At 73.5% G+C, this 15,253-nt stretch carries 12 protein-coding genes; 6 read left to right on the forward strand and 6 right to left on the reverse strand.

Annotation, left to right across the window (positions count from 1 at the left end):
* A partial coding sequence (locus ACIQKA_RS33920; protein ID WP_383155554.1) for an acyl-CoA dehydrogenase family protein occupies positions 1-93 on the forward strand: 93 nt, incomplete at its 5' end.
* A gap of 64 nt (positions 94-157) precedes the next feature.
* On the opposite strand, the gene ACIQKA_RS33925 is transcribed toward ACIQKA_RS33920, so the two are convergent.
* Positions 158-1,426, reverse strand: coding sequence for an LCP family protein (locus tag ACIQKA_RS33925; RefSeq protein WP_383437082.1), 1,269 nt, complete (start codon positions 1,424-1,426; stop codon positions 158-160).
* 130 nt (positions 1,427-1,556) lie between these two features.
* Here ACIQKA_RS33925 and ACIQKA_RS33930 point away from each other — a divergent pair, with 130 nt between their 5' ends.
* On the forward strand, positions 1,557-2,090 hold the full coding sequence (locus tag ACIQKA_RS33930) for an acyl-CoA thioesterase (protein WP_383156933.1): 534 nt from the start codon (positions 1,557-1,559) through the stop codon (positions 2,088-2,090).
* Positions 2,091-2,201: 111 nt separating this feature from the next.
* Here the strand turns inward: ACIQKA_RS33930 and ACIQKA_RS33935 are convergent, their stop codons facing one another.
* The gene (locus tag ACIQKA_RS33935; RefSeq protein ID WP_402543283.1) at positions 2,202-3,575 is read right to left on the reverse strand and encodes an LCP family protein; all 1,374 of its coding nucleotides are present in this window, start codon (positions 3,573-3,575) and stop codon (positions 2,202-2,204) included.
* 265 nt (positions 3,576-3,840) lie between these two features.
* Between ACIQKA_RS33935 and ACIQKA_RS33940 the strand changes: the two genes are divergently transcribed.
* Positions 3,841-4,860 (forward strand): glycosyltransferase family 2 protein, encoded by a 1,020-nt coding sequence (locus ACIQKA_RS33940; protein ID WP_402543284.1) that lies wholly within the window; start codon positions 3,841-3,843, stop codon positions 4,858-4,860.
* A gap of 79 nt (positions 4,861-4,939) precedes the next feature.
* Here the strand turns inward: ACIQKA_RS33940 and ACIQKA_RS33945 are convergent, their stop codons facing one another.
* From ACIQKA_RS33945 to ACIQKA_RS33960, 4 genes are all read right to left on the reverse strand, one after another.
* Positions 4,940-6,706 carry an LCP family protein gene (locus ACIQKA_RS33945; protein WP_383448295.1) on the reverse strand — a complete coding sequence of 589 codons (1,767 nt, stop codon included), beginning with the start codon at positions 6,704-6,706 and terminating at the stop codon, positions 4,940-4,942.
* A 50-nt stretch (positions 6,707-6,756) separates the two neighbouring features.
* Positions 6,757-8,493, reverse strand: coding sequence for an LCP family protein (locus ACIQKA_RS33950; protein ID WP_391097038.1), 1,737 nt, complete (start codon positions 8,491-8,493; stop codon positions 6,757-6,759).
* Between the two features lie 266 nt (positions 8,494-8,759).
* Entirely contained in the window at positions 8,760-9,998 is a 1,239-nt protein-coding gene (locus ACIQKA_RS33955) for an LCP family protein (protein WP_402543285.1), read from the reverse strand.
* Positions 9,999-10,336: 338 nt separating this feature from the next.
* Positions 10,337-11,089: a TIGR03089 family protein gene (locus tag ACIQKA_RS33960; RefSeq protein ID WP_383156920.1), complete on the reverse strand. Its 753-nt coding sequence runs from the start codon at positions 11,087-11,089 to the stop codon at positions 10,337-10,339.
* Positions 11,090-11,226: 137 nt separating this feature from the next.
* Here ACIQKA_RS33960 and ACIQKA_RS33965 point away from each other — a divergent pair, with 137 nt between their 5' ends.
* The 3 genes from ACIQKA_RS33965 (at position 11,227) to ACIQKA_RS33975 (ending at position 15,232) form a co-directional block, all read left to right on the forward strand.
* Positions 11,227-12,768 carry an N-acetylmuramoyl-L-alanine amidase gene (locus ACIQKA_RS33965; protein WP_402543286.1) on the forward strand — a complete coding sequence of 514 codons (1,542 nt, stop codon included), beginning with the start codon at positions 11,227-11,229 and terminating at the stop codon, positions 12,766-12,768.
* A 105-nt stretch (positions 12,769-12,873) separates the two neighbouring features.
* Positions 12,874-13,956: a sugar phosphate nucleotidyltransferase gene (locus tag ACIQKA_RS33970; protein ID WP_383156915.1), complete on the forward strand. Its 1,083-nt coding sequence runs from the start codon at positions 12,874-12,876 to the stop codon at positions 13,954-13,956.
* 298 nt (positions 13,957-14,254) lie between these two features.
* Positions 14,255-15,232 carry a DNA-3-methyladenine glycosylase family protein gene (locus ACIQKA_RS33975; protein ID WP_383156914.1) on the forward strand — a complete coding sequence of 326 codons (978 nt, stop codon included), beginning with the start codon at positions 14,255-14,257 and terminating at the stop codon, positions 15,230-15,232.
* Positions 15,233-15,253: the final 21 nt, after the last annotated feature.

Here is a 15,253-nt window from a genome sequence, read left to right on the forward strand (position 1 = left end):
GTCGAACGCATGATGCGCGACGCCAAGATCACCCAGATCTACGAAGGCACCAACCAGATCCAGCGCATCGTCATGGCCCGCAACCTCCCGTAGGCGAGCACGGCGAAGGGCGCCCCCGTCACGAGGCGGGGGCGCCCTTCCCGTACGTCCGGCGGGGTCAGCGGTTCGACTCGACCGTGACCTTCTCGTCGTTCCTGATCTGCTCGACGAGCTGCTTCACCTTCGGCATGTCCCACTTCAGGGAGCCCTGCGGCGCGGCGCCCGCGATCGGCATGTTCATCGACCTGCCGTCGCCGCCGCTGATGCCCTTCATCGCGAAGAACATCCTGCCGAGGTCGTACAGCGACATGTCCTTGTCCACGATGAGCGTGTCCAGACCGGCGCCCAGCGTCGGGTACAGCGCGAACGGGTTGAGGATCGTGCCCGGCGTCGCCGCCTGGCTGGCCAGGGCGGAGAGGAACTTCTGCTGGTTCTTCGTCCGCGCCAGGTCCGACTCGGCGAACGCGTACCGGGTGCGGACGAACGCCAGGGCCTGCTCGCCGTCGAGGGTCTGCGTGCCGGCCTGGAAGTCGGCGCCGGACTTCTTGTCCTTGAAGCCCTTCTCGATGTTCAGCTCGACGCCGCCGAGCGCGTCCACGATGTTCGCGAAGCCGGCGAAGCCGATCTCCGCGTAGTGGTCGATGCGCAGCCCGGTGTTGTACTCCACGGTCCGCACCAGCAGCTCGGGGCCGTCCATCGCGTAGGCCGCGTTCAGCTTGGAGCCGCCGCGGGCCGGGAACGCCTTGCCCGACTCGGAGCCCACGAAGTTGGGGATCGTCACCCAGGAGTCGCGGGGCAGCGAGACCATCGTGTTCCCGCTGGAGCAGGCCGCCAGGATCATCATCGAGTCGGTCCGCTTGCCCTCGGCGGAGCCGGTGTGCAGCTTCTTCTTCTCCTCGGCCGACATGCCCTCGCGGCTGTCGGAGCCGACGATCAGGTACGTGGTGCAGTCGCCCTCGGAGGGGCGCTCGATGACCTTGGCGAGGTCGACCTCGTTGCGCATCCGCGAGCTCGCCCAGGCGTAGGTGCCGATGCCCCAGACGAGGACGGCGACGACGAGGACGACCGAGCCGACCTTGATCCGCTTGCGCCAGTCCGGGGCGGGGCCGGTGCCGGAGCCGCCGGGGCCCCGGGGCGTGTACTGCGGGGGGATGCCGCCGTCGCCGCGACCGCCGCCCCGGGCGTCGCCGTAGACCTGCCCGGTGTTGTAGCCGGAGTCGTAGCCGGTGCCCCGCGCCTGCGTGAAGCTCGGGTCGTGGCCCTGGTCGTAACGGGGCGGCTGCTGCGGAACCTGCGGGCGCTGCACGTGGCTCATCCTGCGGGGACCCTCGGGCTGGGGGTTCGCGGGGCCGCGGCCGTATCCGCCGTCATCGGGCCAGTCATTCATGCGGACCAGTGTGCCGGGCGGGGGATTCCGGGCGACAGACCGGGTGGAGGATCGGGGCGGGGCTGTTGCCAAGCTGATGCAAAGCGGACCGAACGGGGGCGTCGCGGAGACCCGGCATAAGGTGGAGGGCATGACAGATCAGGGCGATATCCCGGGCAAGCCCACCTCGGCCTCCCGCACCACCCTCAGCCACATCATGACCAGCCACGACACCAACCTCCTCGGCACGGTGCACGGCGGCGTGATCATGAAGCTGGTGGACGACGCGGCGGGCGCCGTCGCGGGCCGGCACTCGGGCGGCCCCGCCGTGACCGCCTCCATGGACGAGATGGTCTTCCTGGAGCCGGTCAGGGTCGGCGACCTGGTGCACGTGAAGGCCCAGGTCAACTGGACGGGCCGGTCCTCGATGGAGGTCGGCGTGCGGGTCATGGCCGAGCGCTGGAACGAGTCGACGCCCGCCACCCAGGTCGGCTCCGCCTATCTGGTCTTCGCGGCCGTCGACGCGGAGGGCAGGCCCCGCCCGGTCCCGCAGGTCGTCCCGGAGACGGAGAAGGACCGGCGCCGCAACCAGGAGGCCCAGATCCGCCGCACCCACCGCCTGGCCCGCCGCCAGGCGATCAAGGAGCTGAGGGAACGGCGCGTGGCCGAGGGGTACGAGGACTGAGGGGTACGCGGACCGAGGGGCGCGGGGGCCGACGGGCGCGGGGGCCCGGGGCCCCGCGGCAGCCGCGGGGGCCGAGGGGCACGCGGGCCGGCGGGTACGGGCCGGGTCCGTCTACGGGCACACCACCTGGTCCCCGGTCACCGCCTCGAACGGCTTCTCCGGCTCCTCCGCCCGCACCGCCCGCACCCCCTTGTGGTCCGCCCCCACCACCACCCGCATCGTCCCGCCCCTGCCCGCCACCGCCTTCAGCTCCGCGCCCGGCAGGGCCGCCGCCAGGGACTTCGCCGAGCGGTCCCAGCGCGGGTCGTACTCCACGACCGTCCGCTCCCGCTCCGCACCCGCCGCCGTCCTCGGGGCCCGGGTGGTGGCGAAGCCGGTCCCGCGCAGCGCGTCGTCGACCTTCCGGCCGAGGCCGTCCGTCCGGGTCCCGTTGTAGACCTGCACCCGGACCGTGTCCGGTGCCACGTCCACCACGACCTCCTTCGGCGCCTTCGCCGGGGCCGGCGGCTTCGCCGAGGCGATCGGGCGGTCCTCCCGCAGCGCCTGGAAGAGCTGCTGCGCTCTGGCCGCGTCCCACTTCACCGTCGAGCCGATGCCCTTCACCGGGAAGCTCATGTCCCCGACCGGCACGGACACGAACTCCGACGACGCGGGCGTGAAGCCGCGCATCGCCTTGGAGAGCGAGAGCATCTGGTCCGTGCCGAAGCCCTCGTCGGCCCGCACGGAGCTCAGCATGCTCGTGGCCACCGCCCGGAACCGCACCGGGTTCAGCAGCACCCCGCCGCTCGTCACCCGCTCCACCAGCGCCGCCACGAACCTCTGCTGCCGCTGCATCCGCCCGATGTCGGCGGCTCCGTCGATGTGCCGGGAGCGCACGTACTGAAGGGCCCGCCCGCCGTCCAGCTCGTGGGTGCCGGGGGCCAGGTCGAGCCCGGTGTACGCGTCCTTCAGCTGCTTCGTCGTACAGATCTGCACCCCGCCGACCGCGTCCACGGTCCTCATGAAACTGGTGAAGTCGACCTCCAGGTAGTGGTCGATCTTGACGCCGGTCATCGACTCCACGGTCCGCACGGTCAGCGCCGGCCCGCCCTCCGCGTAGGCCGCGTTCAGCTTCACCGGGTGCGCGTGGTGCTTCTCGCCGCTGACGAGGTCGGTGTGCTCGGGCATCTCGGCGTACGAGTCGCGGGGCAGGCTCACCACGCTCGCCCGGTCCCGGTCCTGGGAGATGTGCACCAGCATCACCGTGTCGGTGCAGTTGCAGGGCGCGCCGCCGAGCCGGTACTTCGCCCGCTCCTCCGGGGTGATCCGGTCCCGGCCGTCCGTGCCGACGACGAGGATGTTCGTCCCGTGCCCGGCCAGCGGCCGGTTCTTCATGTCCTTGAAGGGGTCGACCCGGGTGAGCCCGGTGTCCAGGCCGGTCACGAGCGCGTGCCCGATCCCGCCCGCCGCGAGGACCGTCACCGAGAGCGTCGTCGCCATCCGCATCCCCCATCGGGGCCGCCTCCGCGGCCGGCGCGCCGGTACGCGGCGGGCGGCGGGCCGGGGACGGGGCGTGCGGGGCGGTGGGGGCACGGACGGACACCTCCGCGGGTGGGACAAGGGGGCCGTGAGCACCGTAGGCCCATACGATCAGCGCAAGGGAGCGCCACCCGTGCGGCGCGCACCCGTGTCCCCCGTTCGCGGTAACGTGGCGGACGAAAACACCGTCTCCGTCTCGCGGGGGACACCCCTCCCGCACCGCCGAGGAACCATGCTGCCCCCCGTCTCCGTGATCATGCCGGTCCTCAACGAGGAGCGGCACCTGCGCAACTCCGTCCGCCACATCCTGGAGCAGGAGTACGACGGCGAGATGGAGGTGGTGATCGCGCTCGGCCCGTCCACGGACCGCACCGACGAGATCGCCGCCGAACTCGTCCGGGAGGACCCCCGCGTCCACACCGTGCCCAACCCCACCGGCCGCACGCCCGCCGCCCTCAACGCGGCGATCGGCGCCTCCCGCCACCCGATCGTGGTGCGCGTCGACGGCCACGGGATGCTCTCCCCGAACTACATCGCCACCGCCGTGCGGCTCCTGGAGGAGACCGGTGCGCAGAACGTCGGCGGCATCATGCACGCCGAGGGCGAGAACGCCTGGGAGGACGCGGTCGCCGCCGCGATGACCTCGAAGATCGGCGTCGGCAACGCCGCCTTCCACACGGGCGGCGAGGCGGGCCCCGCCGAGACCGTATACCTGGGCGTCTTCCGCCGCGAGGCCCTGGAGCGACAGGGCGGCTACAACGTGGAGTTCGTCCGCGCCCAGGACTGGGAGCTGAACTTCCGCATCCGCGAGGCGGGCGGCCTGATCTGGTTCTCGCCGGAGCTGCGCGTCCAGTACCGCCCCCGGCCCTCGGTGAAGGCGCTCGCCAAGCAGTACAAGGACTACGGGCGTTGGCGCCACGTGGTGGCCCGCTACCACCAGGGCTCCATCAACCTCCGCTACCTGGCCCCGCCGACCGCCGTCTGCGCCATCGCCGCCGGCGTGGTCGTGGGCGCCCTGGTCACCCCGCTCGGCTTCGTGGTCCCGGCCGGCTACCTCGCCGCGATCACCGCCGGTTCGGTCCCGGCGGGCAAGGGCCTCCCCCTCAAGGCCCGGCTCCAGATCCCGGTCGCCCTCGCCACCATGCACATCTCCTGGGGCTACGGCTTCCTCACCAGCCCCCGCTCCCTGGCGAAGAAGGTCGTCGCGAGCCGCCGCCCGGCGGTGACGGCGGGGGAGGCGGAGACGGTCTGACGACCGCGCGCGTCCGCACGAACGCCGACGGCCGGACCCCGGGAGGGGTCCGGCCGTCGCCGTGTCCGGGGGAGCGGGGTCAGCTCGTCCCGTCCCACTTGTAGACCGAGTAGACGTCCATGCAGTCGGCCTTGTCGTCGGCGCCCTCGGGCAGGTCGCCCGCGGTGTGCGTCGGCCTCTTGTAGACCGTGCCCTCGCGCCAGTCGGCGCCGACGATGAGCTTGATGCCCTCGGCCCTGGCGTCGATCCGGACCGCGGACTCGGGCAGTCCGAGGGCCACGGCCACCGCCTGGGCGTTCGCCTTGCCCTTGTCGCCGTCGGCCTTGGGGTAGACGACCACGGTGTCCTTGCGGGGGCCTCCCTCCGCGGAGGGCTCGGCCCGGGCGAAGCCCTTGCCCCGGAGGGTCTCGGCCAGCGTGCGGGCGCGGCCCCCGACGGCCGGATCGCCGTTGCCGTCGGTGCCGTTGACGATCGTCACGCCGTAGGAGGCGGGGGCGTCGGCGGGCACCGCGGGCTTCGCGGAGGCCGTCGGCTTCGGCGTGCCGCCGTTCTTGTCGTAGGCGACGTCGTCGCGGAGCATCGTCCACATCTTGTCGGCGGACGCCGGGACCATCTCCAGCCACGCGTTGGGGTTCGCGGGGTAGGGCTTCGTCGGGACCGTCGCCGTCGTCAGACGGTCGATCTTCACGTTCTTGAGCTGCATCGACAGGTCGAAAAGCTTCTTCACGCTCTTGATCTCGTCGGAGACCTGGAGGGCCCGCGTGGCGGTGTCGGCCAGGCCCATCAGACGGCCGGTGTCGCTCCAGGCGTTCTGGCTCTGGAGCTTCTTCATCATGCCGTTCATGTACATGTGCTGGGCCTTGGCGCGGTTCTGGTCGCTGCCGAACGCGTGCCGGGTGCGCAGCCACTGGAGGGCCTGCTCGCCCTGGACCTCGGTGGTGCCCTGCTTGAGCTTCAGGCCGGAGCCGCCCTTGACGTCCCGGGTCGACTTGTCGTGGACGCCGGTCTTCACGCACACCGGGACGCCGCCGACCTCGTCGGCCATCGCCACGACACCGGCGAAGTCGACCATCATCCAGTGGTCGATGTAGATCCCGGTGAGGTTCTCCCAGGTGGTGAGGGTGCAGCCGGGGCCGCCGCGCTGCAGGCTCTCGTTGATCGGCCGGTTGGTCGTGGCCGGGAAGGACGCGCCGGTCTCGTCCTTGCACTCGGGGATCGGGACGACCGTGTCGCGCGGGATGGAGACGATCGAGGCGTTCTCCCGGTCCGCCGAGATGTGCAGCAGCATCTGCACGTCGGCCAGCGGCTTCCGGTCCCTGTCGTTCTTGCCGCCGCCCAGGGCGACGTTCTTCTCGTCGGCCCGGTCGTCCGAGCCGATCATCAGGATGTTCAGCGGGGTGTCGCCCAGCGCGTTCGGCGCGGCCTTCTTGACGCCGCTGTTGCCGCCCGCGCGGCTGCCGCCGCGGATGTTGCTGTTCAGGTACTCGTAGTACAGGTATCCGGCGCCGGCCGTCCCGAGTATCAGCACCGCCAGGGTGACCGCCACCCAGCGCAGCGCCTTGCGCTTGCCGGTCCGCTTGTCGGAGCCCTTGCGGGGGCGCCGCCGCGAGCCGCCGCGGCGGTGGCCGCTACGCGCGTCACCGCCCGCCGCCGCGCCCCGTCGCCGTTCCGCGCGGGTCTCCCCGCCGGAGGAGCCGCCGGAGGTGCCGTCGCCGGACTCCGCCGTCCCGGAGGACTCGGCGCCGGTCGCCCCGCCGGCTCCGTGCAGGTCGTCGTCCCAGCCCAGTTCCCGGGCGCGCGGCACGCTGCCCCGCGTTCCCTCCCCGCGCACGCTCTTCTGTCCCACCCCAGGTCCCCTCGTGAATCAGGTGTGCGCCGAATCCCGGTGTTTCCGGGTCACTTGGCGCACACCTGCTGGTCGGCTGCTACCTTCTCGACGTCCGGCGCCTTTACCGGTCCGCTGACGGGCACCCCCGCGCCCTTGAAGTCGGCGCCGAGGACGAGCGTCATGGGCTCGCGTTCCCCGGCGTCCTGCGTGCCAGGCTCGAGAGCCGTGGCGGGCAGGCCCATCATGTCCGCGAGCGCGCGGGCCTGATCGGCCTGGTTCGGTGCGTAGGTGAGCGTGGTCTTCGCCGCCTTCTCGGGGGCGTTGCTCTTGTTGGCCGAGCGGAGCACGCCCCGCTCGTTCTGCAGCCAGCTGAGGGTCGACTGGGCCGCTCCCCGGATGCCGCTGCCGTTGTAGACGTCGACGCGCACGTCGGCGGGGGTGGCCCGCGCGCCCTGGAGGAGCGCGGCCTGCGCCTGCGTCTGCGCGTTCTTGGCGTCCTGCTCTTTCTTCTTCACCTCGGTGAGCGAGGTGTCGGACTGGAGGACGGCGAAGAGCTGCGGTGCCAGCGTCGGGTGCGGCACCACGGTGACCGGCTTGGGCTCGTCCGGGTTGTCGATGACGGGCAGGGTCGTGAACGCGATGTTCTTCGCGTCGATCCCGGAGAGCTCCCCGGCCAGGCCCTGGAGCTTGGCGAGGGACCCTATGCCCTTGTCGACGGTGAGCGCCTTGGTCGCCGCCTCGGCGAGGTTCAGCAGCTTCGTCGGGCTGGTGAGCGTCTCGTCCGACTTCATCTGCCGGATCATCGACCCCAGGAACTGCTGCTGGACCTTGATCCGGTCCAGGTCGCTCTTGTTGCCGAAGCTGGAGCGGGTGCGGACGAAGGCGAGGGCCTGCTCGCCCTCGATGAGCGACTCGCCGGCCGGGAGCTTGAGGTGCGACTTGGGGTCGTCCACCGGCTTCTCGACGCAGACCTTCACGCCGCCGACGGCCGAGGTCAGCTCCTTGACGGCGTTGAAGTCGACCATCATGAAGTGGTCGACGTCCACGCCGGTCAGCTCCTTGACCGTGCGCATGGTGCAGCCGGGGTCGCGGCCGTCCTGGCCGAGGCTCACGTTGAAGCGGGCCTTCCGCTGGCCGGGGATGGTGAGGATCGTCCCGTCGGGCTGCCGGGTCTGGCACTCGGGGATCGTCGTCATCAGGTCGCGCGGGATGGAGAGCGCCGTGGCGTTCGTCCGGTCCTTGGCGACGTGGAAGAGGATCGTGGTGTCCGCGTGGCCGGGGCTGTTGGCGTCGCCGTAGCCGCTGTTGCCCGCGCCGGTCCGCTTGTCGGTGCCGATGATCAGGACGTTGAAGGCCTCGCCCTTGCGGAAGCCCTTGCCCTCGACGCCGATCGGGTCGACGACGCTGATGTTGCCGTCGAGCTTGTTGTAGAGCAGGTACGCGCCGGTGGCGCCGCCCACGAGGACGAAGGCCATCGCGCCGCCGGTCCACAGCAGGACCTTCTTCTTGCGGGAGGCGCTCCGCTTGGGCCTGCGGCGGCTCGTGGGCGTCTGCCGGCCGCCCCGGGTCTGCTCGGGGACCCGGCGCCGGCGCTGGCCGGGTACGGGCGCCTCGGTGGCGGTGCCGCGCTCGGAGTTCCCGGTCCCGGCCGCGGTGGGGGCGGAGGGGCCGTGGGACCGGGACGGGGTCGCCGACTGCCCAGCGGAGCGGTCCAGTCGCAGTTCGTAGTTGCCCGTCTGCGGGTTGAGCACCCACTGGTCGGCGGGGTCGATCTCGTCCGCCCGTCCACGGCTGTGCGCGTCCACGGTTACTCGAGTCCTCCGTCGGTGCCACGCGAGGCGCCCTCCCCCCGGGCGCCGCTTTCTCGGTCGTTCGATCCCTGGTGAGTGTGACGACCACGTGGTCGGGGTACACCGGATCGGGTCACACTATCCGCCCAATTCAACGCGGGGCGACGTCCGTGACAAATTCCACGCGCCTTACAACCGGGCAATCCGCTCAAACCGCATCCCTCTTGCCCCTCCCCTTGGTTCACCCTTTACCCGCCCGCCCCGCGCCCCGTCGCCCCCGGTCAGGAGCACACCCCTTCCGCCGCGTTCCGTCCGGTGAACGTCGGCGTCGGCGCCGGGCTCGGCGTCGCCCTCGTACCCTCGGGCTCCCGCCCCTCCTCCTTCTCCCCGGGCTCCACCGCCACGGGCCTGTCCTCCCGGAGTTGCTCGAAGAGCTGGTTCGCGGCGGGCTGCACCAGTTCGTCCCGGTTCGCGTTGTACGTGTACGGGCGGCGGGGGACCGTGAGGAACTGCACCCGCTCGGTCGGGATCGCCCGCATCGAACGCGCCAGGTCGTACAGGTCCCGCAGCGAGTCGAGCCCTGCGTCGGTCGTGATCGACTTCGTGGCCGCGTCCAGGACCGGATAGAGCCGGGCCGGGTTCAGCAGGACCCCGTTGCTCTGCACCTTGTTGACGAGGGCGCCGAGGAACTGCTGCTGGCGGTCCATGCGTTCGGTGTCGCTGCCGTTGCCGAGCGACTTCCGGGCGCGTACGAAGCCGAGGGCCTGCTCCCCGCGGAGCGTCTGGCGCCCCGCCGGCAGCTTCAGGTGCGCGTCGGCGTCGTCCACGGGCTCCTTGAGGCAGACCTCCACCCCGTCCACGGCGTCCACCATCTTCTTGAAGCCCTGGAAGTCGATCACCATGTGGTGGTCGATCCGCGTCCCGGTCAGCTTCTCGACGGTACGGATCGTGCACGCCGTGCCGCCGACCTCGAAGGCCAGGTTGAACTGCGCGAACTGCTCCCGGGTGCGGGACCCGTCGGGCTCGCGGCAGCTCGGGACCGTCACCATCAGGTCGCGGGGGAGGGAGACGGCGGTCGCGCTCCGCTTCCCCGCCGCGAGGTGCAGCAGGATCACCGTGTCGGAGCGCTGGGTGCCCCTGTCCCTGCCGTACCGCTCGTTCCCCTCGCCGGACCGGGTGTCCGAGCCGATGAGCAGGACGTTCCGGGCGGCCGAGGAGTTGGCGGGCGGGCGCTCCTTCTCGTACCTGCGCAGCTCGTCGGCGGCGGTGGTGTCCGTGGTGATGTTGCCGTCGAGCTTCCGGTAGAACCACCAGCCCGTCCCGGCCGCGCCGAGCAGGACGACGGAGACGCCGAGGGCCGTCCAGCGCAGCCAGTGGCGGCGGGGCTTCCCGGGGGCGGGCCCCTCCGGGCCGCCGGCCGCCGCGTCCTCCGCGCCCGTGGCCCCGGTCGCCCCGTCCCCGGCCCCGTCCCCGGGCGCCGGGGGGTCCGGTTCGGCGGGCGTGCCTGCGCGGTCCGTCACGTCTGCGTCCGTCCTTCGTGGCGTCGGCGGCGCGCCGGACGGCCGCCGGTCGTGGAGGAGGACGGCCGGGCCCGACGCGTGGTGGTGCGGAAGGAGAGGACTCCCCCCGGCCGATCATCCACCGGACCGGGCGCCCGAACCCGGGGACCCGGCCCGTCGCTGGGCCGAACGGGTGCGGTTCGGCGGGGCTCGGGAGGCGGCGGGCCCGTCGGGCGGCCGGGCTCACGGCCCGGCCGGGATCACCGAGGGCCGGGTTCACGGACTGGTCGGGTTCGCCGGGCACCGGGACCGCGGCCCGGCCGGGTTCGCCGGGCGACGGGCTCACGGCCCGGCCGGGTTCAGGAGGCGGTGTCCGTCACCCGCTCGCTCTCCACCCGCTTCTCGAACGCCTCGGGCGCGAGCCGGTCCAGGTTCCGGCAGAGGACCACCGAGCCGCCGGCGGCGAGCGGCGCGTACAGACCGGTCGACACGCCGGTCCAGTCCCCGTAGCCGAGCCCGGAGAGCAGCCGGGAGCCGGGGCCGAGGCCGAGCCCCGCCGCGTCCACGCGGGCCTGGTCGACGAGCTGGACCCCACTGCGTTCCGTACCGTCGACGACGAGGGCGGGGGCGTCCGGATCGACCGGTACGAACGGGGCGAACCGGTCGCCCTGGCTCGGCACCTCGACCGCGTAGTCCGCGTAACCGGCGGGCGCGGCGGGGAACCGGCGGCCCAGCGGCGCCAGGGAGAGCGCGATCCGCTCCCCGGAGCAGGCGAGACCCGCCTCCAGCGTCTCCGGGCCCGCGACCACGACGTCCGCGCCCGACGGGTCGCCGCCGAGCTCGACGGTCACGCCCACCGAGGAGCAGGCGAGCAGCCAGACGGCGGTCTGCCAGTGCGCGGGCAGCAGCAGCGCGACCCGGTCGCCGGGTCCGGCGGACAGCTCGCCCTGGATCAGGTTCGCCGTCTTGGCCACCCAATTGGCGAAGGTGGCGACGGACAATTCCACCCGTTCACCGGTGGCGTCGTCGTAGAAGGTGACCAAGGGGCGGGCGGGGTCCGCGGCGAGCGCGGATCGCAGCAGGTCGGCGGGGGTGCGGTCGCTGGCGTTCACGCCCGACAGCGTACGCGGGAGGGCCCGCCGGGGTCCGCCGTACCGGTGACGCCGTCCACCGGTCGGACCGATCGGCCGCCGCTTTCCGGGCGGTGTTCCGGCGCGCGGAACGGCCCGGCGGTACGCACGATCGGCCCATGCGTGCCTCACTCGTCCCCTCGATCGCCGTCACCTGCGCGGCGGTACTCGCCCTGCCGGTCCCCTCCGCCGCGCCCGCGGCGGCCGAGGTGCTCGGGCAGCCACCGGCGGCCTCCGCGCTGCCCCCCGCGCCCGACCTCTCGGGCTCCACCCAGTCCCTGCCGCTCGCCCCGCTGGGCCCCTCCTCGCGGGCCGGCGGCTCGGGGGAGCAGGGGCTCCCCCGACGCGACGTCAAGCCCTTCTCGCTCGTGGGCGTGGTCTGGGACGACCCCGAGGCCCCGCTGCACGGCACCGTGCAGGTCCGCACCCGGGCCACCGGCACGGACACCTGGTCCGCGTGGCAGGACGTGGAGACCCACAACGACGAGCACGGGGCCGACCCGGACAGCGCGGAGGGCACCTCCCGGGCGCTCCGCGGCTCCACGGCCCCGCTGTGGGTGGGCGACTCCGACGGCGTCGAGATCCGCGTACGGGCGGACGCGGGCCGGACGGGCGGCGCGTCGCCGCTCCCGGCCGGCCTGCGCCTGGAACTCGTGGACCCGGGAGAGGGCCCGGAGACGGCCCCGGACACGGAACCGGTCCTGGAGACGGAGCCGGGTCCGGCCACCGAGCCGGTCGCGGACACCGGTCCGACCGCCGACGGGTCCACCGAGCCGGTCGCGGTCGCGGAGGCCGCCCCGCCGCGGACCCGTACGGTCGTGGCCCCCGCCGACGCGGTTCCGGCCGTCGCCGCTCCGGAGGCCCCGCCGCCCCCGGCCGTCGCCTTCCCGGCCACCGCCCTCTCGCTCGCCCCGTACGCCGCCCCCTGGCTCACGGCCCTGTCGCAGGGGGCGGCCGAGGCCGTCGCCCCGTACCTGCCCCCGTTCCTGCCCCGCACCCCGGCGGCCGGGTCCGAGGCGCAGGAACCGGTCCAGGCGCAGGCCGCGGCCGCCCCGTACATCGGCCCCCGCCCCGCGATCGTCACCCGCAAGGGCTGGGGCGCGGACGAGTCGATCCGCGAGAAGACCTTCGTCTACACGAACACGATCAAGGCCGCCTTCGTCCACCACAGCGCCACCGGCAACAACTACACCTGCGCCCAGGCGCCGTCCGTCCTGCGCAGCATCTACCGCTACCACGTCCTGAGCAGCGGGTGGCGGGACTTCGGCTACAACTTCGCCGTCGACAAGTGCGGAAACATCTACGAGGGCCGGGCGGGCGGCGTGGACAAGCCGGTGCTCGGCGCCCACACCCTCGGGTTCAACACCAGCACCATGGGCATCGCCGTCCTCGGCACCTTCAGCACGACCGCCCCGCCGGCCGCCGCCGTGACCGCCGTCGCCCGTCTGACCGCCTGGAAGCTCGGCCTCCACGGCATCAACCCGGTGGGATCGGTCACCCTGACCTCGGGCGGCGGGAACCTGTACGCGAAGGGCACGAAGGTCAAGTTCCACGCCATCGCCGGACACCGTGACGGATTCGCCACGGACTGCCCCGGATCGCTTCTGTACGGCAAGCTCGGCACGGCCCGGACGAGCGCGGCCTCGTACCAGGGGAGGTAGAGGGGAACGCCGGGGCAACCCTCTGCATAAACTGACCGGTCATATCGCAGGGACGACCGAAAACGGACGTGCCGACGGCCCCGGACAGGAAGCAGAGACGACAAGGTGACAGAAGCGATCCTCCTGGTCGGTGGCAAGGGAACACGGCTGAGGCCCCTCACGGTCAACACGCCCAAGCCCATGGTCCCGGCGGCGGGCGTCCCCTTCCTGACGCACCAGCTCGCCCGCGCCCGCGCCGCCGGCGTCGAGCACATCGTGCTCGCCACCTCCTACCTGGCCGAGGTCTTCGAGCCGCACTTCGGCGACGGCTCCGAACTGGGCCTGAGCCTGGAGTACGTCACCGAGGAGGAGCCGCTGGGCACCGGCGGCGCGATACGCAACGTGGCCCCGCGCCTGCGCTCGGGCCCCGACGACCCGGTCCTCATCTTCAACGGGGACATCCTCACGGGACTCGACATCGGGGCCCTCGTCGACACCCACTCCTCCTCCGGCGCGGACGTCTCGCTCCACCTCACCCGGGTCGACGACCCGCGGGCCTTCGGACTCGTCCCCACGGACCCCACCGGCCGCGTCACGGCCTTCCTGGAGAAGCCGCAGACGCCCGAGGAGATCGTCACCGACCAGATCAACGCGGGCGCGTACGTCTTCCGCCGCTCGGTCATCGACACCATCCCCACCGGCCGGCCGGTCTCGGTGGAGCGCGAGACCTTCCCGCAGCTCCTGGCCTCCGGCGCCCACCTCCAGGGCATGGTCGACTCCACGTACTGGCTGGACCTCGGCACCCCGCAGGCCTTCGTGCGCGGCTCCGCCGACCTGGTCCTGGGCCGCGCGCCCTCCCCGGCCGTCCCGGGCCGCTGCGGCGACCGCCTGGTGCTGCCCTCGGCGCGCGTCGCCCCGGACGCCAAGCTGACCGGCGGCACGGTCGTCGGCGCGGACGCGGTGGTCGGCGAGGGCGCCCGCATCACGGGCTCCACGCTCCTCGCGGGCGCGGTCGTCGAACCGGGCGCGGTGATCACCGACTCCCTGATCGGCGCGGGCGCCCGCATCGGCGCGCGCACGGTCCTCAGCGGGGCGGTCATCGGCGACGGCGCCCGGATCGGCGCCGACAACGAACTCCGCGACGGCATCCGCGTCTGGTGCGACGCGACCCTCCCGGCGGGCACGGTCCGCTTCTCGTCGGACCAGTAGGGGGCGGGGCGGGGGCTCTGCCTGCCGGCTCCGCCCACCGCTTCCGCCTGCCGGCTCTGCCCACCGCCTCTGCTCACCGGTCCTGCCTGCCGGTCCCGTCTGCCGCCCCTGCCCACCGACCGGGCGCCGCGGTGGTCCCCGCTCCGGCACCACCGTGGCGGGCATACGTTCCGCAGGGCGTGGGTCCCCCTCCGGGGGAGGGTGGGCACACCCCCCGGCGCGGCACCCGCCCCCCGCGGGCCCGCCCCGAGGGCCCCGGCCCCGCACCCGGCCGGTCCCGTCCGACTACGCTCGTCCCATGGCCGGCCGCTTCCCCCAGAGACCCACCACCGCACCCGTACGGGTCACCGGCCGCACCTCCGGGGCCCCGCCCCGCACCCGCTCCCTCCCCCTCCCACCGGGGACGGACCTCGGCCTCACCCTCGGCCCCCTCCGCAGGGGCCCGGCGGACCCGGCCTACCGGGCGGCCCGGGACGGCTCGTTCTGGCGGGCCTGCCGGACGCCCGGGGGCCCGGGGACCCTCCGCGTCACCGCACGGGACGGCGTCGCGGAGGCGCGGGCGTGGGGCGAGGGCGCCGCGTGGCTCCTGGACCGCCTCCCCGCGCTCCTCGGCGCCGAGGACGACCCGGCAGCCTTCACGCCCCGCCACAGGCTCCTTGCCGCGGTCCACCGCCGTCGGCCCGGCCTGCGCCTCGTCCGCACCGGACTGGTCCTGGAGTCGCTGATCCCGTCGATCCTGGAGCAGAAGGTCACGACGGACGAGGCGTACCGGGCCTGGCGGATGCTGGTGCGGACGTACGGGGAGCCCGCGCCGGGCCCGGCGCCCGAGGGCATGCGCGTCATGCCGGACGCGCGCGCGTGGAGCCTGATTCCGTCCTGGGAGTGGCACCGCGCGGGCGTGGACGACAAACGGGCCGCGACGGTCCTGCGCGTGTGCCGGGTGGCCCGCCGCATGGAGGAGGCCGCGGACATGGACCCGGCCGACGCCCGCAGGCGCCTGGAACTGGTCCCGGGCGTCGGCCCCTGGACGAGCGCCGAGGTGGTCCAGCGCAGCCACGGCGCCCCCGACGAGGTCACCACCGGCGACTACCACCTGCCCGGCATCGTCGGCTGGGCCCTCGCGGGCGACCGCACGGCCGACGACGCGGCCATGCTCGACCTCCTGGCCCCCTACGCGGGCCAGCGCCACCGGGCCGCCCGCCTGATCCTCCTCAGCGGCCGGATCCCGCCCCGCAGGGCGCCCCGGATGACCCCGGGGAACATCGCGGCCCTCTGACCGCGCGGGGCCCGGCCGGCG

The sequence above is a fragment of the Streptomyces sp. NPDC092045 genome (assembly GCF_044756005.1).
Taxonomy (GTDB): domain Bacteria; phylum Actinomycetota; class Actinomycetes; order Streptomycetales; family Streptomycetaceae; genus Streptomyces.